The 24,749-nt window shown below is 42.5% G+C and carries 19 protein-coding genes and 1 riboswitch; of the genes, 3 read left to right on the top strand and 16 right to left on the bottom strand.

Going from position 1 to position 24,749, the window contains the following annotated elements; translation table 11 throughout:
* Nucleotides 1-108 precede the first annotated feature (108 nt).
* On the top strand, nt 109-1,248 hold the full coding sequence (locus tag AB5150_RS10205; protein ID WP_368291786.1) for a tyrosine-type recombinase/integrase: 1,140 nt from the start codon (nt 109-111) through the stop codon (nt 1,246-1,248).
* Nucleotides 1,249-1,334: 86 nt separating this feature from the next.
* On the opposite strand, the gene AB5150_RS10200 is transcribed toward AB5150_RS10205, so the two are convergent.
* Nucleotides 1,335-1,775, bottom strand: a complete 441-nt coding sequence (locus tag AB5150_RS10200; protein ID WP_368291785.1) for a DUF4186 domain-containing protein — start codon at nt 1,773-1,775, stop codon at nt 1,335-1,337.
* A gap of 50 nt (nt 1,776-1,825) precedes the next feature.
* Complete coding sequence (locus AB5150_RS10195; RefSeq protein WP_015534226.1) at nt 1,826-2,209, bottom strand: VOC family protein; 384 nt, start codon at nt 2,207-2,209, stop codon at nt 1,826-1,828.
* 258 nt (nt 2,210-2,467) lie between these two features.
* Between AB5150_RS10195 and AB5150_RS10190 the strand changes: the two genes are divergently transcribed.
* Entirely contained in the window at nt 2,468-3,763 is a 1,296-nt protein-coding gene (locus tag AB5150_RS10190; RefSeq protein WP_055147819.1) for a serpin family protein, read from the top strand.
* A gap of 138 nt (nt 3,764-3,901) precedes the next feature.
* On the opposite strand, the gene AB5150_RS10185 is transcribed toward AB5150_RS10190, so the two are convergent.
* From AB5150_RS10185 to AB5150_RS10120, 14 genes are all read right to left on the bottom strand, one after another.
* On the bottom strand, nt 3,902-4,207 hold the full coding sequence (locus AB5150_RS10185) for a hypothetical protein (RefSeq protein ID WP_055147822.1): 306 nt from the start codon (nt 4,205-4,207) through the stop codon (nt 3,902-3,904).
* 333 nt (nt 4,208-4,540) lie between these two features.
* A complete protein-coding gene (locus AB5150_RS10180; protein ID WP_368291784.1) occupies nt 4,541-6,808 on the bottom strand; it encodes an ATP-binding protein in 2,268 nt (755 codons plus the stop codon).
* A 19-nt stretch (nt 6,809-6,827) separates the two neighbouring features.
* Nucleotides 6,828-8,729 carry an HD domain-containing phosphohydrolase gene (locus AB5150_RS10175; RefSeq protein ID WP_118649393.1) on the bottom strand — a complete coding sequence of 634 codons (1,902 nt, stop codon included), beginning with the start codon at nt 8,727-8,729 and terminating at the stop codon, nt 6,828-6,830.
* 40 nt (nt 8,730-8,769) lie between these two features.
* Nucleotides 8,770-9,135, bottom strand: coding sequence for a helix-turn-helix transcriptional regulator (locus tag AB5150_RS10170; protein ID WP_242857375.1), 366 nt, complete (start codon nt 9,133-9,135; stop codon nt 8,770-8,772).
* A gap of 174 nt (nt 9,136-9,309) precedes the next feature.
* Nucleotides 9,310-9,591 carry a homing endonuclease associated repeat-containing protein gene (locus AB5150_RS10165; RefSeq protein ID WP_055146366.1) on the bottom strand — a complete coding sequence of 94 codons (282 nt, stop codon included), beginning with the start codon at nt 9,589-9,591 and terminating at the stop codon, nt 9,310-9,312.
* A 44-nt stretch (nt 9,592-9,635) separates the two neighbouring features.
* The gene (locus AB5150_RS10160) at nt 9,636-15,878 is read right to left on the bottom strand and encodes a DUF4430 domain-containing protein (protein ID WP_368291782.1); all 6,243 of its coding nucleotides are present in this window, start codon (nt 15,876-15,878) and stop codon (nt 9,636-9,638) included.
* A 161-nt stretch (nt 15,879-16,039) separates the two neighbouring features.
* Nucleotides 16,040-16,185: riboswitch (cobalamin riboswitch) on the bottom strand.
* 366 nt (nt 16,186-16,551) lie between these two features.
* Nucleotides 16,552-17,385: a hypothetical protein gene (locus tag AB5150_RS10155; RefSeq protein WP_368291781.1), complete on the bottom strand. Its 834-nt coding sequence runs from the start codon at nt 17,383-17,385 to the stop codon at nt 16,552-16,554.
* Nucleotides 17,386-17,530: 145 nt separating this feature from the next.
* Nucleotides 17,531-18,652 carry a hypothetical protein gene (locus tag AB5150_RS10150; RefSeq protein WP_368291779.1) on the bottom strand — a complete coding sequence of 374 codons (1,122 nt, stop codon included), beginning with the start codon at nt 18,650-18,652 and terminating at the stop codon, nt 17,531-17,533.
* On the bottom strand, nt 18,639-19,367 hold the full coding sequence (locus tag AB5150_RS10145) for a helix-turn-helix domain-containing protein (RefSeq protein ID WP_368291778.1): 729 nt from the start codon (nt 19,365-19,367) through the stop codon (nt 18,639-18,641). The genes AB5150_RS10150 and AB5150_RS10145 overlap by 14 nt, the downstream gene beginning before the upstream one ends.
* Nucleotides 19,368-19,392: 25 nt before the next feature.
* A complete protein-coding gene (locus AB5150_RS10140; protein WP_055271922.1) occupies nt 19,393-20,070 on the bottom strand; it encodes a GDSL-type esterase/lipase family protein in 678 nt (225 codons plus the stop codon).
* Between the two features lie 808 nt (nt 20,071-20,878).
* Entirely contained in the window at nt 20,879-21,277 is a 399-nt protein-coding gene (locus AB5150_RS10135; protein WP_055146351.1) for a hypothetical protein, read from the bottom strand.
* Nucleotides 21,278-21,307: 30 nt separating this feature from the next.
* Nucleotides 21,308-21,502 (bottom strand): hypothetical protein, encoded by a 195-nt coding sequence (locus AB5150_RS10130; protein ID WP_055271923.1) that lies wholly within the window; start codon nt 21,500-21,502, stop codon nt 21,308-21,310.
* Between the two features lie 90 nt (nt 21,503-21,592).
* The gene (locus tag AB5150_RS10125) at nt 21,593-23,284 is read right to left on the bottom strand and encodes a recombinase family protein (protein WP_022215853.1); all 1,692 of its coding nucleotides are present in this window, start codon (nt 23,282-23,284) and stop codon (nt 21,593-21,595) included.
* Between the two features lie 151 nt (nt 23,285-23,435).
* On the bottom strand, nt 23,436-23,627 hold the full coding sequence (locus AB5150_RS10120) for a hypothetical protein (RefSeq protein ID WP_022215854.1): 192 nt from the start codon (nt 23,625-23,627) through the stop codon (nt 23,436-23,438).
* A 249-nt stretch (nt 23,628-23,876) separates the two neighbouring features.
* Between AB5150_RS10120 and AB5150_RS10115 the strand changes: the two genes are divergently transcribed.
* Nucleotides 23,877-24,749: a hypothetical protein gene (locus AB5150_RS10115; RefSeq protein ID WP_022215855.1), complete on the top strand. Its 873-nt coding sequence runs from the start codon at nt 23,877-23,879 to the stop codon at nt 24,747-24,749.

Genomic DNA, 24,749 nt, shown 5'->3' with positions numbered 1-24,749 from the left:
ACCAAATACACCGCCATCAGAGGGACTGAAGAACGGCATACAAGGAAATAACACTATAAGTATACCCTACTCCCCTCTTTTTGGCAAACCATTAAGGAGGGATTTTTTATGTGGTGCGAAGTACAAAAAAATGGAACTGTTAAATATTGTGAGAGATACACGGATCCGCTTACGGAGAAGGTTAAAAAGGTCACTACTACTATGAAAAAAGACAGTCCTCAGAACCGGAACAAAGCTATGAGGCTTCTGAGCGGTAAGATAGAAAAGCTTATATCCTCAAATAACCCCTGTGTAAATTATCGTGTGTCTGAAATAGTTGAATTGTATCTTGCTGCACTCCCCTTAAGGGGAATAAAAGAAAGCACAATAAATATTAAAAAAAGTAATCTGAACCAATTGTTAAGAATAATTGACAAAGATGCATTAGTGAATAATATCACCGCACAATATGTAATCAAGGCTCTCCTAGCAAGTGGGAAGAATAAAACATCAATAAATATGTATATAAAAGCATTTAAGATATGCCTGAATTGGGGATATGAAAACGACTATCATAGTAATAACAACCTTATTGCAAAACTTACATATGTGAAAGATAAAAAGGAAAAAAAGCTCTCAGATGAGGAAGTATCAGAATTATACCTGGAGCGTGATGAAGTAAAAAGAGTGCTTAAACAACTATCAAGTCAACAACTCTGGCAATGGTATTATACTATGCAAATGCTTGTTCTGACAGGTATGCGAATCGGCGAATTAATAGCCTTAGATGATATTGACGTCGATTTAGCCAATAAAGTGATTCGTGTGACTAAAACCTATTACCCAGCTACTAAACGCACAACATCGCCGAAGACAGAAGATTCTGTACGAAACATTCATATACAACCAGAGTTGGAAATTATCATAAAAAAACTGAGACTTTGGCGAAAAGAAGAACTATTTGCGCATGGAAAAACAAGCACACTATTTCTTCCAAACGTAAACAATGGACGATATCTGAGATACGCATCTTTTTTATCGTGTCTGAAAGAAGTTACACTCTCCGTACTTGGCCGGGAGATTACTCCACATAAATTGCGACACACTCATGCTTCAATTCTTGCAGAATCGGGAATGACTCCTGAACAGATTGCCCGACGATTAGGACATCACGACAGTAAAATCACTATCGCCATATATATTCACGTAACAAAAAAGATACGAGATAATGACAACAAAATGCTTGATGCAATTACAATAGCAAAGTAGGCAATACAGCCTGGGTATACTCAGGCTGTATTTTTTGCCCCTTTTTTGCCCCTAAGCAAATGTTTGAATACTCATAAGCCTTGTATTTACGACATTTTTTGAATAATAGAATTACACCGCTGGTATAAAATTATTTTATCCCCGGGCCGAGCTTTATCCCCGGCTGCTGCCAGTTCTCTCTCTATCCAGGTCATGATGACATCCACCAGATATTCCTGCTGCCTTGGACCAAGCTCCACTCCCGGGGCAAATGTATGCCACTTACGTATGCATTCCCGGCAGCATGTAGCCGTCGCATGCTGTGCCACAAATACCGGATGTCCCCGCATGGGAGTCTGCTTTCCGTCATTTGGTATGAATGCCGGAGCTTCCCTCTGCGCTATGAAATCCCGTGCATGCTGTCTTATGGTATCCAGCCCCTTTTCATGTATATAGTCGATATCTTTCTGTGTCAAATGAAATCCACTGCGAAATTTCGACCTTCCCAGACGTTCAAAAAGCCGGGCGTACCATTCTTCCTTTGTCAACCCTATCATCTCCATGTAATTCTATAACAGAAAGTCTCTACAACTCTTCATCATTTCTCACAGAAAAATTCTATCTCCTCGCCAAGCGGTCCTCGGCAGAACGCGATCCTTGCCGGAAACCTTGGATCCGACTGGATCTCTATGTCCTTTGGCTCTACAAACACCTCATATCCTGCCTTTCTCACTGCCGAAACACAGGCATCCACATCCTCTGTGGCAAATGCAAAATGTCTTATATTTCCCTGCGGAAGCGGTGACTCACCATCCTCAAACACCTCGATGATGCCATCTCCAGTGTCAAACATGATCCCGCCATCCCATTTTCTCGCAACTGAAAGTCCCAATATATCACCATAAAACTCTGCTACATTCTTATACTCTTCGCTGCTGCAGCACTTAAGTGCCACATGATGTATTCCTTTTATAAGCGCCATCGTATTGCCTCCTTATGAAAACTGATTCTAAAAGCTGATTGAACCTTTATGATTAATATATATCTAATCCGTGCATTTTCCAAGTTCATTGTTCACTATCTCACGAATCTCATATAAAAACCTCTCATATAAAAATTTGTTGAAAAAGTCCACAAAAAAGCTCTTGATACTCGTATATATATTGAGAGTTAATGATATACCAGTTACAATAAATCATCGGGACGATACGATGGGCTTTACAATAAGGAGGTTTCAACTATGAAAAAACGAATGACAGCTTTACTACTCAGCGCCTGTATGTGTGCAGGTCTTGCCGGCTGCGGCACAAATACACCGGGGAATAATCCCGGTCACACCAAAACTGATTCGTCGGTCACTTCCCTCACTGACAACATCACTGTGACTTCGGTCAAAACGGATATAACATCATTTGACCAGCTAAAGAACGGAATCAATGAATTCTCTATGAATATGTATTCTGCACTTCCAGCTGACGAGAACATATTTTACTCGCCTTACAGCATTGCAAGTGCACTGTCCATGCTGGATGTAGGTGCCGGCGGTACAACAAAAAATGAGCTAGAAAACGCTCTCGGCATAACAGACCTTGATGAGTGGAACGATGAGATGAAGGCATATCTGTCAAAAGACTGGTCTCAGAATACATTTGTCAACACAGCAAATTCAGTATGGATGAACAAGGGAACGACTTGGGCGGCCAATATAAATTCCGACTTTCTTACACCTGCCAAGGATTATTACTCCGGTGAAATCTACGAGGCCGACTTCGATGGTCAGGCAGACAAGGTTGTTCAAAATGTCAACAACTGGGTGAGTGACAACACCAACAAGATGATCCCTGAAATCTTAAAGGAGATTCCTGGTGGAACCGTGATGATGCTCATAAACGCAGTTTACTTCGAGGGGAAATGGGATACTCCTTTTACCGAGGATAAAACTTTTCAGAGCAGCTTCTACGGAACCGACAAGGAAAGCGTTGTTGATATGATGCATCTCTACGGTGAGCACTTCACATACATGGACAACGGTGAGATCAAAGGAATCACTCTTCCATACGACGGCGACAATGTTGTCATGAAGGTGTTCATGCCAACCGCCGATGACGGAGACATAAATGAACTCTTTGACAAACTAAGCAACGAAGAAAAACAGAAGCTCATCGACTCTCTGGATGATGCCAGCAACGTAGAGATCGATACCCTCCAGCTCCCAAAATTCACAGATGAGCAGAGTATCGACGGTCTTGACGACATTCTGAAAAACATGGGAATCCAGTCGGCATATTCGGAGAGTGCTGACTTCTCCAAGATCGCCGATGGCATAGCCGTTTCATCAGTCAACCACAAAGCAAAGGTGATCGTGGACGAGAACGGAACCAAGGCCGCAGCAGAGACAGACATCATGATCAAGGAAACAGCAATGATGCCAAGTGAGGAAACATATAACTTTATTGTGGACAAGCCATTTGTGTATGTGATTGAAGATCAGAGCACTGGCATGATCCTGTTCATGGGCAGGGTGAATTCGCTGTAATTTTTGATTATCGACACATACCAGGACTTGCTTCAGCAGCTTTTACTCGCAAAAAATGGAACATTTTCACTTTTCTTTGCGAATATCAAAAAAGCACACAAGATCTCAAAATCTTGTGTGCTTTTTTCTATAGGCCCGCTATTCCGACTTTCTCTCTGAATTCTCATTGGATTCTGTCGTGTCACCTGTTTCTCTGAGATTCTTCTCTCTTATATACTGAATAGCCTCTTTTACGGCTGCTTCCTCCTCATCCTTTGCTATCTTTCTTGCATAGGATACAGTCTTTACTAGGTTGGCTATGAGTATAATGGCAAGCGGAACAAGAATTATGGGTACAAATATAAGTGGGTTAGACACAAGCCTCACTATCTTGCCAAGTATGAGTGACGACCACACCACCCTGCCAAGCAGGTCTCTTGAGTCCACATCGTAACGGTCCACCACATTATTGGCATCGCCTTTTGTAATATACCTGTAATTATTACCATCTGTCTCTATCGAGACAACTCTATGTGTATTTACTGCACCAGAAAGAGCCGGATCCGATGAATAAAATGATATGACATCATTCTCATGTATGGCTGATGGATCTGTCTGCTTAACAATTGCCTAGTCTCCCCCATTTTTTAAATAATACAATATTATATATCATAATAACGTATTATTATATGGGAAAATGTCAAGTATTCATGTATTAGTAATCTGCTTTTGTGCATATTGCAATATTGCATATGTGCACTATGTTCTACATTCTATCGTCTTGTGAAAATTTCGGGCCTACTGAGCGGTTGTCGCACGGCACCAGTCAAGTACAGCCGAGTAATAAGCCATCACACTCTCATGCATCTTGCAGATCATATCCACATCAAGTTCTTTAACCGCATTCTCCAGCTCCTGCGCCTCATCGCCCAGTTCCATGGCTCCGATCGTTCTGGATGTACTTTTTACCGTATGTATCAATATCCTGTAGCCGTCCCAATCTTTTTCATCATAAGCCTTCTGTATCTCTGCGCGCTTGTCGTCAGCTGCATACATTGATATGATTTCTTTCAAAAAGTCTTCACTGCCCCCGCAGTATGTAAGACCTTTCTCGTGGTCAATGTGAACTTCTTTACAAGATATGTCTGAATCCTGTTTTCCCATAACATCTGTTTTTTCGTCTACGGTTCCGGCACCCATTGTTGGGCTTTCCCGATCTTCATCACATACCGCCGGATCCACCAGCTTATCCTCAGGTATATATCTCATCAGGATATCTTCCAGCACCTCCGGCTGCACCGGCTTGCTGATATAATCCTTAAATCCTTCCGCCAGATACATCTCTCTTGCACCCATGACAGCATTTGCAGTCATGACTATATATGTACTCCTGCCACACAGGCTGTCGCGCATGAGCATAGCACGGTGAAATGTCTCCATGCCATCCATCTCAGGCATCATGTGATCCATAAGGATGATATCATACCTGTACTTTTTTATAAGCTCCAGACACTCGGCACCGCTGGCACAGGTCGAAACCTTCATACGTGTAGGCTTAAGCATCATCTTGATAACTTTCAGATTCATGACATTGTCATCCACAACAAGAACACTGACATCCGGGGCACACAATTTGCTCTTATACGTCTTTCTCTCCTTCATATACTGTCTGTACCTGTCCTTAAAATCGCCTATTCTCTCATCGGACAGACGTTCCTGGCTGATTTTTACCACAAATGTAGTCCCATGTCCATACTTACTATGGCAGGTTATACTTCCACCCATCATTTCCACAAGGTGATATGTGATGGCCAGTCCAAGTCCTGTCCCCTCTATAGATCGGTTATTCGACAGATCAAGCCGCTCAAAATCTTTGAAAAGTCTCTCCTGATCTTCCTCTTTTATTCCGATTCCAGTATCACGAACAGCCATGACCAGTTCCACATTATGGGGATCTGCACCATGATCCTCCATATGGACGGTCACTCTGATCGAACCTTTCTTCGTATACTTCACAGCATTTCCAATAAGATTTATCAGGATCCGGCATATTCTGGCGGAATCGCCTTTCAGATCATTGTACAAAATCTCCTGAACCTCGGCATCAAGCTCCAGATTCTTCTGTCTTGCTCTGGACTCCATAACAGACAACACATTGCTGAGCAGCTGGCTGAAATGATATTCCTCATTGACTATCTCCATCCTGCCCGATTCTATCATGGAGAAATCCAGCACATCCCTAACCAGATCTACCAGGATATCACTTGAGCTCTGTATATCCCTGGCACATTTCATGGTTTGTTCCTCGTGTGTCTCTCTCATTATTATCTCATTCATCCCCACTATGGTATTTAGCGGAGTCCTGATCTCATGGGACATATGCGCAAGGAACTCGGATTTGGCATGGTTCGCCACATCAGCATCATCCTTCGCCCTGGTAAGCTCCTCATTTATCTGCTCTATCTCCTCTAGTTTACACTTGTATACGGCATTCTGGAATCTCACTATGGATCCGATAACTATGCCGAATATTATAAGGCTCTGGAGCATGTCTACATACACACTTCTCTCATTTGCCAATGGGATCACCAGTTCTGGGTATTTATACGAGACTATGTAACATGCAACCACCATTATGATCTGGACAGCCAGCATGACATAGCAAAACATGCCATCTATCAGAAGGAATGAGAATATCATGCCTAAGCCAAACCAGAAACCCATACCGCTGTACGCTCCGCCCGAGGTGAAGAACATCATCGGAAATGCCATCAAAGTTATAACAAAAACGATCACTATAGCACTCTGTCTCACCATCTTTTTTGCATTTGCAAGGTAAATGCATATGCCGAGCACAGTCAACGCGCTCAATATGGCAACATCTTGTATAAGTGGAGTTTTGATGATCAGGCTCGCTATAAAGCTGATGATCCCGCCAATGGTGCCTCCACCTGTAATTATATTAAAGAGGAGAAGCTGCATATCCGTATCATTGTTGAGCCTCTTCTTCCAAGGTACAGCCTTTGAACTTTTTTTATCTGATTTCTCATTTACTATCTTCCCCAAAGTGTCCCCCCATCTGTATTTAACCGATAACTCCGTACAAGGTCTCAAGGAAAACTATTGGAAGGAACGGCTTCGTAATATAATCCTCAACCCCCATCTGTCTCGCTCTCTCTATCAGCTTATAATCCTTATAAGCTGTTACGAATATGACCGGTACGTCTGTGATCTTTCGTATCTCTTCCAGCGTCTGGAATCCATCCATGTCTGGCATCTCGATATCGAGCAATACCAGGTCTATCTGCTGATTTCCCACTATGTCTATGGCCTGCTTTCCGCTCTCAGCCGCAATGACCTTGTAGAGGGGCTCGTTTTTGCAGATATTCTCTATAAGTCTGATATTTATCTTCTCGTCATCTACAACGAGGATATTGCTGACCATCTTCTCGACCTGTCTCATGTTGTAGTCTTCATCCTCATCAATCATACTGAGCATGACTTCTGCAATGTCCGGATCAAACTGACTGCCCTTGCCCTTCTCCATCTCATCGCGCACTATCTTCTGTGGCAGGGCGTATCTGTAGCTTCGGTTGGATGTCATGGCATCATAGCTGTCTGCCACCGCTATGATTCTTGCACACCTTGGTATATTTTCTCCCTTCAGCCCGCTTGGATATCCTGTTCCATCGTACCTCTCATGGTGATACTTTGCGCCCACCGCCAGCTCCGGAAATGCATTTATATTCTTGAGAATATGGTATCCATTTACACAGTGAAGCTTTATCATGGAGAATTCTTCATCCGTAAGTCTTCCCGGCTTGTTGATTATGTTGTCCGGAATACGTATCTTACCCATATCATGAAGCAGTGCTATCTGATATATCTCGTCCTGCTCCCTGATCGTTCCGCCCATCCGCTTCACCAGCTCACGACTGTATCTGGCAACACGCACGGAGTGGCCTTTTGTGTATTTGTCCTTTGCATCTATCGTCTTGGCAAATGCCTGCATGACCATATTATTCAGGTCTGTGAGTTCGTTATTTGTCTCATCGAGCTTGCTCATGATTGCATCCGTACTATTCTTGGATCTGGTACAGAAGAACACTATAATTATATATAAAACTATTCCAACGCCTATATCGTAGCCTATCAGGTTTCTTATTCCGTGGTACAGCTTCTCATTTGTGATGACCATGACCACATACCATTCATCAACTATGGAACAGCTGAAAACCGTCACCTTCTTGTCATCAACAACCGCTTGAAATGGTTCGCCGTCATTGTTCGTTATGCCCTTCATGAGTGCAGACATTTCACCCTGGGTATAGTCCTGTCCTACATCTTTCTTGTCTGAATGGGTTATCACCAAGCCTGACTTGTCGCAGACGAATGCATATCCCTGACCATTTAATTTGATTTTTTCCGTCTCAGCCTGTATTTGATCCAGAGTTACATCCAGAGATATTACGCTCACACCATCATAGAGTAACTGGCTGACTGACATCAGAATATCACCTGTCTGCGCATCGATGTACGGCTGGCCCAGGGTTGGCTGGCCGTCTGCCGCCACTGCTGCCTTGTACCATGCCCGCTCCTGAGGAACATAATCATCGTTGGGAACCCAGTCTGTGCCATCAAGATATTCGCCGTTTATAAAGCCATATACACCTGTGAACGCCGCATCTATATCCTGGAGATAATAATCTGATTCATTCGTGAGAAAGTTCAGTATATCCTGCCCCGACTGACCTTCTCTCATCATATGCTCCACAGTGATCTTCGTAACTTCCACCGCATCCACAGCTCGATTCAGATACGAATTCATATATTCCTGCTCCTGCTTAACAGTCTCTGCCGCCAAAGCCAGAGTATCATTCACTGACTTCCTATAAAATGTCATGATCGTACATAACGACAGTACCACAATCGCCACAAAACTCACTATCAGCGTCAGTATATACTGCCTCTTGCTTGCATTCTTCATACCGAATCCCCCATCTCACGTACATTATTCCGGTCCCAGATCAGCTCAAGTTTATACTTACATATAAATATAATTGTAACACACTACCACCATTAATCAAATATTTAATGGGGGACGGAGGTACCTGGCACCTCCGTCCCCGGAGACGAAAGTGCAAAAAAACAACCTCCTGGCGGTTTCCCACCAGAAGGTCGTCAATCCCTACCCCGAATAGGCAGGCCATTGCATACATGTTGTCAAATGTAGGAAGGCATTCGCCCCTCTGCCACTTGTAGATCGATACAGGTTCATTGAACCCGAGAAATGCCTGCAATGCTTTTACGGTGATTCCTTTCTGCTCTCTCACTTCTTTGATCCTCTTGCCTGTTGCGCAAAGATCGATCATTGGAAAATTGTTCTGTGTCATAAATGATACCTCCCATTGTAAATGCTATAAACTATCTGACTACCAATATCTCCAATAGTCTTATAACTGGGTCAATATCCCGAACACTAATAATAAAATATGTCAGAAGGAATCTACAGATACTATAACACAAATAAACCACAGGTTAAAAGTAAACCTGTGGTTTAAAATTTTTTATTCAGTTTTCCAGTTCTGCTTCGCAAGCTTGTACTGGGTCATCTTCCTCTTGGAAGCTATGCGCTTATGCTTCTTTGCCTCAGCCCGCTCCGCAGACCGGTCAGGAAGAATGCCACAGGCCTCAAGGGCTCTCGGCCATGGCCCAAGGTAGGATTTTATCCAGCCAACCTGCTCCGGTGTAAAGTCTGACTTTTTCGGATATCTTCCAAGTGAAATATATGCGTCCAGAAGCATCTGACAACATTCTTCACGTGTATAGCCAGCTCTCTTGTTCTCCATACCTCTTTCCTCCGGATCATCTCTGCGTTTCTATGGCCTGAGAATTATTTTACTTTGACAGACTTCACTGAGCTGCCAAGTCCCATGTATCTCTTGCCATTTATTGTTTTGTAAGCTCTTACTCTCACATAGTATCTCTTGTTCTTTGCTAGATTCTTGATAGTTGCACTGCCATACTTTGCGCTCACATACTTTGTCTTTGCAGACTTAAAGCTCTTGTTTGTAGCATATGTTATCTGATATCCGGTAGCACCGCTTACCTTCTTGTAGGTCACCTTAAGACTTCTGCTGCTGTTTGATGCAAGCTTTGTTATTGATGACTTTGCAGGGGTAACTATCAGAGTTACGATTCCGCTTGCCTTGTTGTAATTGCTGTTGCCTGAGACAGTGATCTTTATCTGTACTCTGCCCGGCTTCTTGGTTCTCACAAGACCTGACTTGCTGTTTACTATCGCAATATTCTTGTTTGTTGATGAGTAAGTTACAGTTCCCTTACCGGCAGCCTTAACGGTTATATATCTGTTGTATACATATAATGTGTTGCCTGTCACTGTCTGGTCTGCCTTATTGATCTTGAAGGTCTGCTCAACACTGCCTGTATAATCATTCTTACCTGTTATAGTTACCTTGGCTGTTCCGGCGTTCACGTTATTTGCATACGATGCTGTATAATCAGCCGCCTCAAGTTTCTTACCGTCAACTGTTACTGTAACCTCAGGCTTCTGTGCCTTGCCTGTATATGTCACATCTGCAACTTCTATAACTGTGTTGTCCTTTGTGAGTGTAACCTTTGTATCCGGCTCCTCTGGCTCTACAGGAACCTCCTTGACTGTTATTTTGATAACGATCTGTCCAGCCTCGTAGTTCTCTGTTCCCTCAGATGAAACTGTGATCTCAGTCTCACCGACAGCCTTGACTGTCACACGTCCTGTCTCAGGATCTACCTCTGCCACCTCTGGTGCAGATGATGCAAATGTAAGTGTACCCTGTCCTGTAACCTCGAGATCAAATGGCTCTGCATTTTCAAGAACCTCGATCTCAGTCTTTTCTGTAGTTATCGTCTTTGTAGACTTCTTTATCTCGAACTCGCCCTGAATTGTACCAGAGAACTTACCAGTTCCCTTTACTGTACAAGTACCCTTTCCGGCATTTACGTTATCACTGTATGTAACCTCATAGCTGCTTGGATCAAGCTTCTTGTCATTTACATATACGGTAACTTCCGGTGTGAGCTCCTCTCCAGTGTACTCTGCGTCTGCTATCTCAAGCTTTGTATTGTCCTCAGTGAGTGCTGTCACTGCCATGATCTTGTACCATGCAGTTCTTCCACCTCTTGATGTGATCCTGCACACAACATCATTCGTCAGGTTGATCTTGGCTGAAAGTCCGTCAACCACAACATAATGGCCATCCGCAGTTGTCTTGTATGTCATGTCAAGCTTTACAAGATCTGCGCTCTCCGGCAATACAACACCGACCTCAAATGGATCAGCCTTTGTTCCTGTTCCATTCAGAACCTCTCCATTTGCCTTGTATGTGTAGATAGAATTCCAATTCTCATCGGTTTCTGTCTCTGTGGTAAATGTTATCTCTGTTCCATCTATTGTCATGGACTCAAATGTAGGAAGTCCTGAGAATGATGCTGCTACATCTGCTCCTGTGAGCTCATAGTGAAGCTCGATAGTGTCGTTATCCTTTGCATCCAGTGAACCAAGCCCACCGTTGTCAAAGTCGTCTCCGTTGTATGACAGCATCCATCCTGACATTGAGTAGTCAGCAACTGATGCAAGTCCGTTTACAGATACGATATATGGGCCATAAGCTGACTCTTGAATATCGTAGGCTATTCCGGCATTATCCAGTGCACGCTTTACAGCGTCAACCGCGGAAGCTGCCTCAACCTTTGTGTTCTCAAGGATAACTCCATCCTTTGATGCACCATTTATTCCGGCTGCACTTGCTGTGTAGTCATATACACCTATGTTGAAGATAGTAACTCCGTCAATTACAGTTCTTACCTTCTTGTATGTCTCTACAAATTCTCCATCTTCTGCTGTCAGAGGAACATTTGCCATGATCTCTGCTGCAGGTGCCACGTTCAAGATGGCCTCTCCGTCATTGATCTTGGTAACTGTGTCAACTGTGAGCTTCTTGACTGCCTCTATATTAGCAGCCGATACATATGAAGCCTGATCCTCTGTGATTCTCTCATCTGCTGCGGCTGTGCATGAATATGCAGATCCTGATATTGTCAGATCCTCTGAATAGCCTGCAAATACGCCTGTTGTGGCTGTGTCGCTGCCATTTACAGTTCCTGCGCTGTAGCAGTCTGTGATCTCCACGCCTGCGTCATTTGACGTATTACCCTTGAAAACACCTGCAATACCGCCTGCATTTGTCTGGCCTGTGATCGTTCCTGCATTGTAGCATGAAATGATCTTGCATCCAGGATCCTGTGGATAGTATTCATTGTGGCTTCCGAGTATTCCACCAACATTTGTCTTGGCTGTGATGTCACCATAGTTTGTCGAATTCTGTACGCAGATATTTCGGCTGCTCATAGATCCTATGATTCCGCCGACGGTACCACCGTTTTCTGCCTTAATAGTTCCATGATTTACACAGTTCTCAATCACTGTGTTGCTTATTTTGTTCGTGTTACAGTATCCTACCAGACCACCTATCGAAGCTGATGTATTTGTGCCTGTGTAAGTGATATTTACTTTAGATGTACAACCTGCTACTCTTGCCGGTGCATCTGTGGTTCCCTGATACAGGTATCCCACAACCGCTCCTGCTGCAGTCTTGGTGCTCATGATGATAGTTCCCTCTACTGTGAGGCTGCTGATCCTTGCACCCGCCTGTCCAAATATTCCTGAGTAGCCTATATCATTCTGATACAGATTGCTGATAGTATGTCCCTGGCCGTCAAATGAACCCATGTATATGGCACCCGATGTACCTATTGGTGTCCAGCTATATCCTGCAAGGTTGATATCCGCTGTGAGCACTGCATTTATGTCGACCTTCTTATTGACATTTACCTCATTTTCAAACCAGTACAGCTCTGCACCTGTGCTGATCTGGTATACTCCGTCAACCTGTTCAGGCTCGGTCTTGCTCTCGCCATCCCAAGCAGTTGCACTTGACGCTGTGAGGCTGATGGTCTGTGACATCTCGCCGGAAGTATCCTCCGGGATCTCAAATGTTCCCTCGGCATACATGTATCCGGCACACTTCATAGTGTAATTGTACTGTCTGCCTGCAAGACCATTGAAGCTGCCGTCATTTACTGTTACGGCATTTCCTTCAGTATCCTTTATGTTTACCTTATATCCTTCTACTGCTTCGTTTGTAGCACCATCCACTACATCAAGCTTTACCTGGACAAAGTCTGTCTTTGCCAGCTTAAATGACATATCCGGGAGACTTCCAAGGTATGCCACACGTACGCTTGCTGCCATCTGTACAGGCTTTCCTGTTGCATGGCGGACCTCTCTGTGTGAACCGTATGGCGAACCAAATCCGCCCTCATACAGAACTCCGCTCAGCGTGTACTCGTCACCTGCAAAATACTGAGGTATCTTGACTGTAACTGTCTGGGCAGCAGGATATGATGCAAATGCATACTGGTTGCTTGCTCCTGAGAATTCATTTCCCTCACCATCTGACAGTTTTATAGTTCCGGCCATGTTGTAAATTCCTGCAAGCTTGTTGGCCGGAATATACAGACCGTCGTATGCCTTCTTGCCATCCTCTGTACGCTTACCATATGAAACCTCTATGGTATCACCGGCTCTGAGTTCATCTGCTGAGATCTCGCCACCATCAGCGTTCTTATATGTGTATGATACCGGGACTTCCTTTGCACGTACTACCTGATATGTGCTAACTCCGTCCTTTGTCACCTTTATTATGTTTGATCCCTCTGTGAGACCGCTTACAGTGTAGCTTCCATCATCATTCTTCTTGACATCTGCTGTTGTAAATCCACTGTATGTAAGCTTGTTTCCCGTGATCTGTGGATGAAGAACTGATACTGCCACTCCATCCTCCGGTGTAAATGTGTACTCTGCACCGGCTGCTCCCTCAAGATAATACAGAACATCGATCTGTGCATCCAGATTGTCTACAGCAGTCTTAGCAGTCTCTGTGTTGCGTCCTGCATTTAATGTCATATTTGTCTGAATGTCTGAGCCGTCATTTCCTACAGTGAATACGACTACACCTGTGTTTTCAGGCCAGATCGCACTGAAGAATGAACCGCCCATACCAGGCTTGTTGATCTCTGCATCATAGGTTACGAGAAGTATCGCTGTTCCCTCTGACTTTGCCTCGATCTCTGCTATCTCTGAATGCTCGCCAGGTACAACGCTGATCACATCACTTGATGGGTTACCATTCTCATCGATAACTGTGTAGTGATAATCAGGCTCTGCTGATTTTGCATTCATGATACCCTCTATTGCCTGCCAGTTACGGAAGCACTCAAGGTGATACTTGTCACCCTTCTGCATTGACACGTAGCCCTTCTCATTTGAAGTCATATAGATATCAGCTACATCTGAGCTATTGGCTGACATGTCATGTACAACTGTGCCAGGGCCATATGTGCTGTCGCCGATGTACATATCCTCGGCTGTTACCTTGTACTCAGCATCTGTGGTTGTGGAGAACCAGTTCCAGTATGTCACTCCCTCTCCACCAGTTACACGGTAGTAATATGTGATACCACTTCCAAGCTTATACTTGTATGTGTCATATCCGGCATCCTTGCTGTCTATCTTGATGCCAGCCTCATCCTTATATATATAGTATGTTGAAAGTGTACCAACTCTGAGCTCAGTTCCCTCTGGAACTGTGAACTCTACTGTCTTTGCCGCTGCAAGAGCTACTGAATAACCGTAGCTTCTGTTGGATGTAAGTGTGTTTGACACAGTCTTAGAGATATAGTCATCTGCTCTATCTCCAACCGGATCATATGTCACTGACACCATATCAGCATAGTAGAACAGTCCTGCATACTTTGCCCAGGCGCCATCTGACCCCTCCCTGGTCTTTACAAACTCTGCATGTCTGTCCACATTGTCAGGAGACATAACCTTACCTGTGACGGTATAGTCAACGTCTTCCTTCCAATATTTTTTGTTGCCATCTACAGTGTCATAACCTGTACATGCTATATCTGTGATACTGTATATGCTGTATGACTGCTGTGGATCGTCTGTGACTACGAGATCTATAGATCCCATATCTGTCTTCTCGTCACCGCTCTTCTGATATGCTGACAGACGGTATGTACCCGGCTCAAGCTCAAGGGTATACTTGCTGCCATCAGGCTCTCCAACTTCAATCTCATTGCCCTCTGAATCAGCCAGAGTCATGTAAGGAGCAGAATAATTCATGGTTACAGATACTGTATTTCTCTTGTCGCCACTGATCTTCTTCTCAACTGCCTGAACCTCATCTGCAGTTGCAGTGAGATCTGTCATGACCGCCTGAACCTCTTCACGTAGAGCCTCGTCCTTAGCTATCTCATCTGCATGCTCTGCATAGAGCACATAGAGCTCTGTCTTGTCCTGAGTCTCATAGTATGCATACTCAGAGTCAAATGTATTCTTATCCGGATTGTAGCCATATCCCAGATCTGCGCCATAATCTGCGAGTGTGAACTGCCAACGGATAACGTGTGTATTGTCTACTCCGGCTGCAGAATCTACCTGATATTCTCCTGCGCCGACATTTCCCATTATATTGTCAACTGTGTTCATCCAGCCAGACATGCTGAAATAATCAAACTGGCCAAGATCTTTTCCAGTCTTGTCCTTAAGCTCAAGTGCCTTTCCATTCTTCTTCTGATAAGCATCCTTAAGCTCCTGTGGAACATTTGCAGCTCCCTTATCAATGCCCTTTACGTTGGCAAGATAATAACTGGAACTGTTGTATTTGTCTGTTCCTGAAGGTTCTGTTTCAAGTCCCTCTTTCTTGAAAAACGCGTAAGTTGCCTGTGATACGGTAAGCTTAGACAGGTCGATGTCTATGCCTTCCTCTTTCCAGACTTCACCGATCTCTTTATAGGACATTCTCTCTGGCTCGATATAGAATCCCTGGCCAAGAGTAAATCCCTCAAGAGACAGCACAACGTACTCAGTGCTGTAATCAACTTCGCCATCACTCTCTGCGGCGGCAGCCTGAACATAGCCCCAGCTTGCATTTGAAGCAAATGGTGCCACTAAAACTGCGCATGCCAATAAGAATGAAAGCATCAATGTCCTGATTCGTTTCATCTCCTATTTTCCTTTCTTTATTTAATTGTAGGTTATAAAGCAGGGAATATGTATTCTGCTTTTCCCACGCCCAAAAGCTAACAGATGAACTGTCGTGTCATCCGCATCCGGGTACTCCGCATATCCCGGCTGTCTGTGTCTGTCAGACGCCGTCACGCGGCCGGAAATCTCATAAAATCTGCGGGCATTCTGACTGAAAGACACAAGTCTTAACACAGTAATGGCGGTTGCACCGGAATCTCACCGAATTTCCCCCTGATCGGATGCTTTTTCAGGACGGCATCCGAGCAGATTTTCACTATGAAATCACAGGGTTTATAGTAATTGTGAATCGGGGAATTGTCAACTCCAAGTACCACTTAATGTATTTTTTTGTCATATTTTATTAGTAAGGTGAGATATGTGTTTTATCCATATCACACATTTCTGCATAATATGTAAGTAGAGAGAAATTACTGAGAATACCTTTGGATTTCATTCTGCTGTCCACAGCATACATTTGGTTTACAAATCCTCCAAGCCATGATAACATCAAGAAATCGAAGGATGTCAAAGAGATGCTATCAGAGATGGTTGAGGAAGAGAGAAACCGTAAGAAAGTCACAAGCCGGGTATCCCTATTTTATAGAGATATCCGGCTTTTCTTCTGGCTCTTATTCTGATTACTTTTTAGTTACGGAAGCCAGCTTATTCTGACCTCTTTGAGCTGTCCTGTTGTATCGTCAAACTCAAATGTATAGCCGCTGCTTCCCATATAAACCTCAGAATCTACACTGTACTTGACTATCTTGCCATCTACTTCTGCATTCTCACCGCACTTTTCAAGCAACTGGTCTTTAGTGATAGTTGTAGGGAATGAGAAGTTCACCTGCTTTGCACCGTCAAGCATCATCTCACTGATCTCAGCATTCATGCTGGCATCATAATCCGGGTTTGGCACAAAAAGGTGTGAATACCTTACATATGAGAGAACGCAATCCTCCGCCTTCTGCTCACCGTCAGTAAAGTTGCCAAACATAAACTGCATCGTTACGTAGTCATTGATTTCTGCTGTGTATCTGTCAGTTTCGTAATTTTTATTTACATTGTTGCCACTGTTATTGAGAGAATTCTGCTCAAATGGTATTCCACCGTCTATAAGATCCTTCAAGGTGGACTCACCTAAAGTGAATTTCTTTCCATTATATACAAATGACCTATTGTCAAGATCTGCGTAATTCTCGCTGAGTCCCGATGCCAATGTGAAATCCTCATATACAGGCATTGTAAATTCTGTGGATTCCTCACTGTCATCACTGTAATCGGTTTCATCTGCATATGAATCATCATATTCAGCATCACCTGTATCCTCAGCCTCAGTTTCCTCCTCCGTTGCCACTTCTGTTTCGGTTACCTGCTCTGTTGACTCCGTCTCTCTGGTGGATTTGCCATCATTTCCACATCCAACTATAGAAATTCCCATCACCACCGTGATAAGTCCTGCAATCAACATTTTCCTGTTCCTCATATAATAATCCTCCTTAAAACCTAGTGGCTTTATTATTGAGAATGTCACTATATTTTATCAAGCCGTAATCGGTTGCAACCAGGCAACTATGGGTAGCAAACCGGAATTATAGGGATTTTCGTCACTTTTTTGCAATCTATAGTGCTTATTTCTCCGTAATGTTCATGAAACTATAATAAGTGTCTCTGTCCATGGCATCCGGATTATCATCGGCAAATCCGCTGACTGTATATATGTTCCCATCCTTCAGATCAGCATATGCATTAAAATAGTATGTGATATTTCTCTTGCCGTCCTTTATATATAAGGTCGAATATGTGTAGTAATAAAATGTCACACCATTTACCTCACACTGACCTTCCTCTGTTACCTTTGATATTCCGGCCCCGGTCTTTCTGTCTGCCATATCAGATGCTGTCATCCAACTATACGGTACGATCGAAGTCACAACCGTGATCTTATCACCGTCTGAATAGTATGTCTTACCTGACAAATCCTCATTCTGAAGGCTGTAATTTTCAGGGATTTCATATGACACGGTAGTATCTCCATTCACGACACTGTCCACTACTCCCGTCTCCATAGCTTCGTCCTCCTGCCAGTATGCGCCTGTCATATCATTTGTCTCATCTGTGGAAACGGCCCCCGCAACAATGGCCACAGCTTCATCGGCAGCCTTCTCATATACCTCAGCTCTCTCCGACCCGCTCAGCGCATCTATATCTATCTCATCAAATCTTATCGAAGTAAAGAAACGCTGCCCTTCCCCGGCATCACATATAAGCTGATAAAAATATGATCTGTCGAACTTCGCACCTCGTTCATTTGCAAGACTCGCTATGTATCTGATATATTCCTTCCCCTGTATCTCGAACTTCTCAGGCTCCAGCTCCATCACATAACCTGCGTCCTCAATATTTTTCTTGCGCTGCTCTCTGTTGTCCCAGAAATCCGCCATCGTCTTATCCTCCACATCGATCTGTATCAGATAATCATCACAGCTTCTTATATTAAGGCAGCCACTCTCATGTATGATTGCCAGTCCTACCGGCTTCACAGAGAAGGCATATCCCTTGAACACTATATGCCAAGGCTCTGTCTCATCGTCAGCTATTTTATTTCCATCCTGTTCAGTTTCACTTTTTTCTTCCGTCTTCCGCGCACTGTTCAGATCAATAACGCCCATAAACTCAAGAGCGACAAATGCAGCTCCCGCCAGTATGCATGCTATTACGATCGCGCAGACAATTTTTTTACATTTTTTCATCGGCTGTCTTATCCTCAAGTATGATCTGAAGTGTATCTTCTTTCTTCATCCTTCTTATCTCAAGCCCAATGAGGATCAGAAGAATAATAAACACCAGCATGACAAATGATGCGGCAACTATGGTTGATGTCTTGTAATTCAGAAACAGACCATCACCGTCCGCCCCTGTGTACAACTGTATGTAATCTCCATCTCGTATCCCCGGTACATCAAGCCACACAGTATCCATGATCTTTCGGCCATTGTCATCCAAATATGCCAGATCAGCTTTTGTATACTGCTGATACACCTTCTCCACGCGCACATTCCCGTTCTTATCTGAATGTCTGGTCCACTCGTTCCTCACAAACAGCACCGCCACCACAATTACACAGAAAACGCATATGGCTGCCATCACGCAAAATAATATTTTCAATCTGGCAAGCCTGCCTTTTCCCCTGAGATTCTTCAGATGGACAGCATTATTCGCTGAAGTTCCATCCCCGGACACCTCTTCCGGCGCCTCCGGCTCATCACCCTTTCCATATATAAGTTCTCCAACCTGTACATCCAGAATCTCACATATACACACAAGCCTGTCCAGATCAGGATACGCCTTATCCCTCTCCCACTTGGACACAGCCTGTCTGCTGACTCCCATCTTTTCCGCAAATTCCTCCTGATTCAGACCGGCTTTCTTCCGGTACTCCTGAATCCTGGATCCTATAAGCAGCATTTGTTTTCCTCCTTATCTCCATCTGTTATACTGTTTTTTTCAAACAATTAATCCATGCTTTTGCCAAAGTTATATGCCCCTCTTTTGTAGGGTGTGATCCGTCTAATGTTTCATAACGTAAATTCTGTGATGCCAGATCTGCAACTTCAATTCCCGCAATTTCTGCAGCAATTTTTATTGCCGCATTGTATTCATATATCGATACACCAGCCCATTTATGTGGAAATTTCCAACTATTATCGCCTTTCATATAACTTTCCATCAATGTCCCGCATATAATTCTGCTTTTCGGATAATTCATCTTTATCTTTTGCAACATATTATAATAGGACGAGAAAAATGAAGGGCTTCCCAACTTATCATTTGTAATATGAACACCGTTTCCAAAATCATTAAACCCTAAATATATTAGAATCATATCAGGTGTGTACTGCTCTGTATGCAAATTTGATGTACGCTGATCACAATTTCCACTAGGGAATTTTTCACCTGTAACCTTACTTCCAGAATAAGAATTATTAACACAAATGTAGGCGTTAATGAACTGGTTTACCTTTGCCCACCATGTATCATATACCGATGTCATGTCATTTCTTAAAGAGTTGTACTCATCATAAAACACCTTATATCCAATCGGATTATATCCTGAATATGTACTTATAGAATCACCCAAAATAGATACAAATTTTACTTTATTTTTCATTGAAGTCCCCTCTACTTTCCTCTCTTCTTCAAAGTTTCTCGACGTTCTATTTTCATATACTTAACTCATCCACTATACTTGAATTAGATGCTCTTAATCAATCTATTCCCGAATATTCGGATTGACATTCAACTTTTATTATAGTATTATCATCACATAAAGAAATGGGGTTTTTGTCGTGTACAGCCTTATGGCTCAATCGGGTTGCTCGTTTCTTTTTTTATGTCTAAAATATCATATAAATATAATTGCAATAAAACAACTACATTATAACATTCATATTGTTAATAAGTTCTTTTAGAGAATTGGCAATTGGCTTATCTTCCACGTCTCCATCTATATCCATATTTTTCTTCAAATACAGACAAATCTGTTTCATCTTTCCTCTTAACAAGAAATACACCCTTATCAATTTCCTTTTTAATACCATCACAAATAGTACTAAAATCTTCATTTGAGTACTATTTAGGATATTGCTTCGTTTTTTCAAAATAATTTTGAATAGTTTCTCTCATGTCTACATACCTCAATTTAATAAATCTTGTAACAGTAAAAGGTGTCAGGTGTTACAGATCCGCCATGAGAAGCCATTTCCAGATTGGTATGACCTCTATATCTATACCGTCATATTCAAGATTTGTCTTGCGTGCAAGACAAAAACATAATTAAATTGTTCTCTATTAAAGATAATATATATAGTTGCGCCTGTAAAGTATCCCCCCATATCCGCAATTAGCATTCGCAACATCGTGCAAACCTCACCACTAAAAAACACCCCACAGCCACCGAAGCAACCATGAGGTGCAAATCATCTCAGCACATACCATTCTTCACCAAATTCTTCATAAATTTGAACCGCTGACGGATCATCAAGTCTCTCTGTAATACCTGTTTCTGATTCAAGGAAAACAAACTCTTCATTGTCATCTATAACCCGAATTCCATATAATTGCTTTAACGGATAATCCATGATAGTTGTCCCTTCCGTTTTACGCTCTGAATCAATATTAACATGATACAAATATTCCTTTTCAATCGATTCGAACGGTGCCTGTCCATACAATCCGTAAATATGTTTTTTCCCTTTTGTATCAATAAAATAGCCTTCGACATATGGCTCAGAATAAGAAGATACCGGCATGATAAATACTATTTTCTGTTTCTCCAAAAGATTATCAACATCATACTCAAAACGCCCTCCCGGCATAATGCAATCCACTACTTAGTTAGTCTATTCTTAACCTAATCCGCCCTGCGCATTTTCACGATGGTTTCTACGTGCATCGGTTGTCGAAGAAGAACACAATTCTTCAGTAGTGTCTGATGAAGAAGAATACATATTTTCTTCCTGTTCTTTCACATTTTTCATCTGCACATTATCGTTTAATTTCATCTCATCACTAACATTCAAAATTTGTGTCTGATTAGCCATAATCAAGCCCTCCTTATGAATGTTTTTATATCAGGGCACCTGTCCCTACCATATAGAAACAAGTGCCTTGTTACCTTAGTATACCACAATCTACGCCGGCTGTATTGCACTTTTTTCAGCCTTAAACCACTCCTTCGCATTAGGAACAACACTGTTCCCATTCCCTTTCATAACAAAAGTCAGCTTGTAAGGATCTACTGTGCCATCTTCGTTTGTCTCTCCCACGATGACCTTTTCCACAATACTTTCAAATACTACTCTGTCAAACTCATCCAGAATATCACCATCAGCAAGTGCTTTCTTAAGAGAAGCCATTCTCTTGCCCACATCCTTCTGATTGGAAACATTATTCTGAAGGAGTTCTATAGAGTCCTTCGACTTCTGAATTTTCACGGTAAGCTCTTCATACTTTTCATCATATGCCTCTTTGGTAAGACCATCATCAAGGTATATATCCGTAAGTTTCTTTCTTCGCTGCTCCAGATTATCAAGAGTTTTCTGCTCTTTTTTGAGTCTTGCAATATCATCATTATTCGCACCAATGCTTTCAATCGTTCCAATCACAGAATCAATTACATCATCAAAGCTTCCTGCCAACAGCTTATATGCCTCAAGGAAAGCATTTTCCAATATAGATTCATGAACGGATTTACTATTAGGGCAGTTATGCTTACCTCTATTGGCTGCATTTCTGCAATACCAGACCGGTGTTTCATACTTGGAGCTGCTATGAAGGGTACGTCTGGTCAGCTTCGTACCACAGAAACCGCACTCACACATACTGGAAAATGCATACTTTTTCGTATACTTTTCTCTCTTTCCATCTGCCTTTTTATCTGACTGATGGTTGCGGGATAAGCGAATTTCTTTTGCCTGTTCCCACACCTCTCTGCTTACAATAGGCTCATGATGGTCACGAACATAATACTGCTCCTCTTCACCAAAATTCTCGATTCGCCTCTTGGAAATCGGATCAGTGGTAATGGTTTTCTGCAAAAGCAAATCACCTTTATACTTCTCATTCTTGATAATGCCCCTCACACCACTGTCCGTCCATTTTGCCACACCTTTTTTATTGAGTTTCCCCAGTGCCTCCAGACGCTTTGCTATGGTATAAGTTCCATATCCTTGCAAATACAGTTCAAAAATCAATCGCACGGTTTCTGCCTCTGCTTCATTAACTGTAATTGTCTTATCCTCCGGATGATAATCATAACCAAGACAACCGTTAAAGCCCATCAGTTCTCCACGCTTCATCTTCATCTTAATGCCCAGCTTCACATTTTTTGATGTGGATTCCACTTCATTCTGAGCCAGCGTTCCCATAAGTGTAAGCATCATTTCTCCCTGTTCCGTCAAGGTATTGATATTCTCTTTTTCAAAAATCACTGCAATACCTCTTTCCTTTAAAAGGCGCACATACTGCAGGATATCAACCGTATTTCTGGAAAATCGTGATACTGATTTTGTCATAATCACATCAATCTTTCCATCCATACAATCCTGTATCATCCTCTGGAACTGCTCACGCTTGTCCACCTTTGTTCCAGTAATGGCTTCATCTGCATAAATACCCACCATAACCCAGTCCCGGTTTTCTGATATCTTGTCCTGATAATACTGCTTTTGGGACTGGAAACTCTCAAGCTGCTCGTCACCATCCGTACTTACACGGACATATGCCGCAACTCTCTGTCTTGTAATAACAAGTGGTTTACCCTCATAATCTCTCTTGCGGAGTATAGGACCCTCCACCGCCTTGATAACTTCTACTTCTGCCATAAAAATCCTCCTTCTTAAACCCGTGCTTGGTTTATCCTTCATACCAAGCATACTAAAAAATGAAAATATGAACGAACATACAAAAGGAGCCTGCATATACATTTTCATGCATATACAGACTCCGCCATCTCCCCAATACTGATTATGGTTGCTAAGCAACCTTATTTCCTGCATTGGATTTGAAATATTCCGACTCCAGAATATGATACGAACTCATAATCTTATTCTTTGCCAGAATATATTCATTCTCTGAAATCAATCCAAGACGAACCAGTTTTCTAATCACTGCCATCTTCTTGCTGAATTCCAGACATTTCTTTGCATCTAACTGACACCATTCCATAGCAAAACCTCCCTTCATAATTCCTACTGTTTCGTTCCAAGTCTGCACGCATGCTCCAAAATTCTTATAAAAAGTCGTAGAACATATGTTTGTTTTATGTTATAATTCTTCTATAAGAATCAGCTAGCGCACAAAGTAATCTTTTTAATTTCAAAAAGATTACCCTTTCACTAATAGGAGAAACAGAAGTGGTTTTGCGGAAGTGTTTTTGAAACTTTTTGAAAATAATGCAATGAGGAATGATATAAATTGAAACCAGACTACGAAGAATCAATAGAAAATGAAGACAATATAGCCTCTGATGAGCTCCTGTATATGGAAGAAATGGAACAGGCACGAATCATTGAGCAGGCTGCACTTGCAGAAATAGAATTAGAAATGGCTGCTTACCCTGAACCGGATGCTGATGTACCGGAGGAAGAAGCTACAGAAGCAGCCTCACGCACAATGTTAAAACGGGAGCTTCGTGCACAGGCTCTTTTAAGACTGGAAGATGGTGCGAGAACCGAAGAAGATTTTAAGGAAGTCATAAAGCAGTGGGATCACTTAGATGATAACCGGGAACGAAAGGAACGCTATCACGAAATAGGCAGGGAAATGAACCGGTTAACAGAGGATGCTCCAAAGAATCCGGTGGTAATCCCCTATCCAATCCACCACACCTACTGGCGGCAGATGATGAAAGGTGATTTTCTGGATGTAATATTTGACTGCCCCTTTGAAATGCATGAATTTCTTACGGATGAGGATTATTCCAAGATTATTTATGACTTGAAAGACAGTTACAAAGAGCTTATCTATTATCTGTATATTCGAGATTACAGCACTCTTTATGTTGGAAATCTGTTGGGACAGACTGACCGTAATATCAGAGGTGTGAGAAATACCATCTTAGGTCAGATAACCAAAAAGGTAATTGCGGTGCTTTTAGAACGACAAGAATTTGATATCCCTCTATGGACAACAGAACAGGAATTTATGGAAAAGTACAAAGAGAAAATACCTGACATACAAAGAAAAGCTAAAAAAGAAAAGGAAAAGATTATCCGTGAAATCGGTGTGCTGGCAAGAAAGGTATTAAAGCAGTACCAGAAAAGCATAACAAATCAGACCAACTGCTAA

This window comes from Coprococcus sp. RTP21281st1_F1_RTP21281_210402, from assembly GCF_040915325.1.
Taxonomy (GTDB): domain Bacteria; phylum Bacillota; class Clostridia; order Lachnospirales; family Lachnospiraceae; genus Coprococcus; species Coprococcus aceti.
This window is presented reverse-complemented; position numbering and strand designations above follow the sequence as displayed.

Bases quoted from the DNA above. Each gene is read 5' to 3' on its own strand.
- AB5150_RS10205 (WP_368291786.1), top strand. From the start codon at position 109: ATGTGGTGCGAAGTACAAAAAAATGGAACTGTTAAATATTGTGAGAGA.
- AB5150_RS10195 (WP_015534226.1), bottom strand. From the start codon at position 2,209: ATGGCGCTTATAAAAGGAATACATCATGTGGCACTTAAGTGCTGCAGC.
- AB5150_RS10190 (WP_055147819.1), top strand. From the start codon at position 2,468: ATGAAAAAACGAATGACAGCTTTACTACTCAGCGCCTGTATGTGTGCA.
- AB5150_RS10175 (WP_118649393.1), bottom strand. From the start codon at position 8,729: ATGAAGAATGCAAGCAAGAGGCAGTATATACTGACGCTGATAGTGAGT.
- AB5150_RS10170 (WP_242857375.1), bottom strand. From the start codon at position 9,135: ATGACACAGAACAATTTTCCAATGATCGATCTTTGCGCAACAGGCAAG.
- AB5150_RS10165 (WP_055146366.1), bottom strand. From the start codon at position 9,591: ATGGAGAACAAGAGAGCTGGCTATACACGTGAAGAATGTTGTCAGATG.
- AB5150_RS10160 (WP_368291782.1), bottom strand. From the start codon at position 15,878: ATGAAACGAATCAGGACATTGATGCTTTCATTCTTATTGGCATGCGCA.
- AB5150_RS10155 (WP_368291781.1), bottom strand. From the start codon at position 17,385: ATGAGGAACAGGAAAATGTTGATTGCAGGACTTATCACGGTGGTGATG.
- AB5150_RS10150 (WP_368291779.1), bottom strand. From the start codon at position 18,652: ATGAAAAAATGTAAAAAAATTGTCTGCGCGATCGTAATAGCATGCATA.
- AB5150_RS10145 (WP_368291778.1), bottom strand. From the start codon at position 19,367: ATGCTGCTTATAGGATCCAGGATTCAGGAGTACCGGAAGAAAGCCGGT.
- AB5150_RS10140 (WP_055271922.1), bottom strand. From the start codon at position 20,070: ATGAAAAATAAAGTAAAATTTGTATCTATTTTGGGTGATTCTATAAGT.
- AB5150_RS10135 (WP_055146351.1), bottom strand. From the start codon at position 21,277: ATGCCGGGAGGGCGTTTTGAGTATGATGTTGATAATCTTTTGGAGAAA.
- AB5150_RS10130 (WP_055271923.1), bottom strand. From the start codon at position 21,502: ATGGCTAATCAGACACAAATTTTGAATGTTAGTGATGAGATGAAATTA.
- AB5150_RS10125 (WP_022215853.1), bottom strand. From the start codon at position 23,284: ATGGCAGAAGTAGAAGTTATCAAGGCGGTGGAGGGTCCTATACTCCGC.
- AB5150_RS10120 (WP_022215854.1), bottom strand. From the start codon at position 23,627: ATGGAATGGTGTCAGTTAGATGCAAAGAAATGTCTGGAATTCAGCAAG.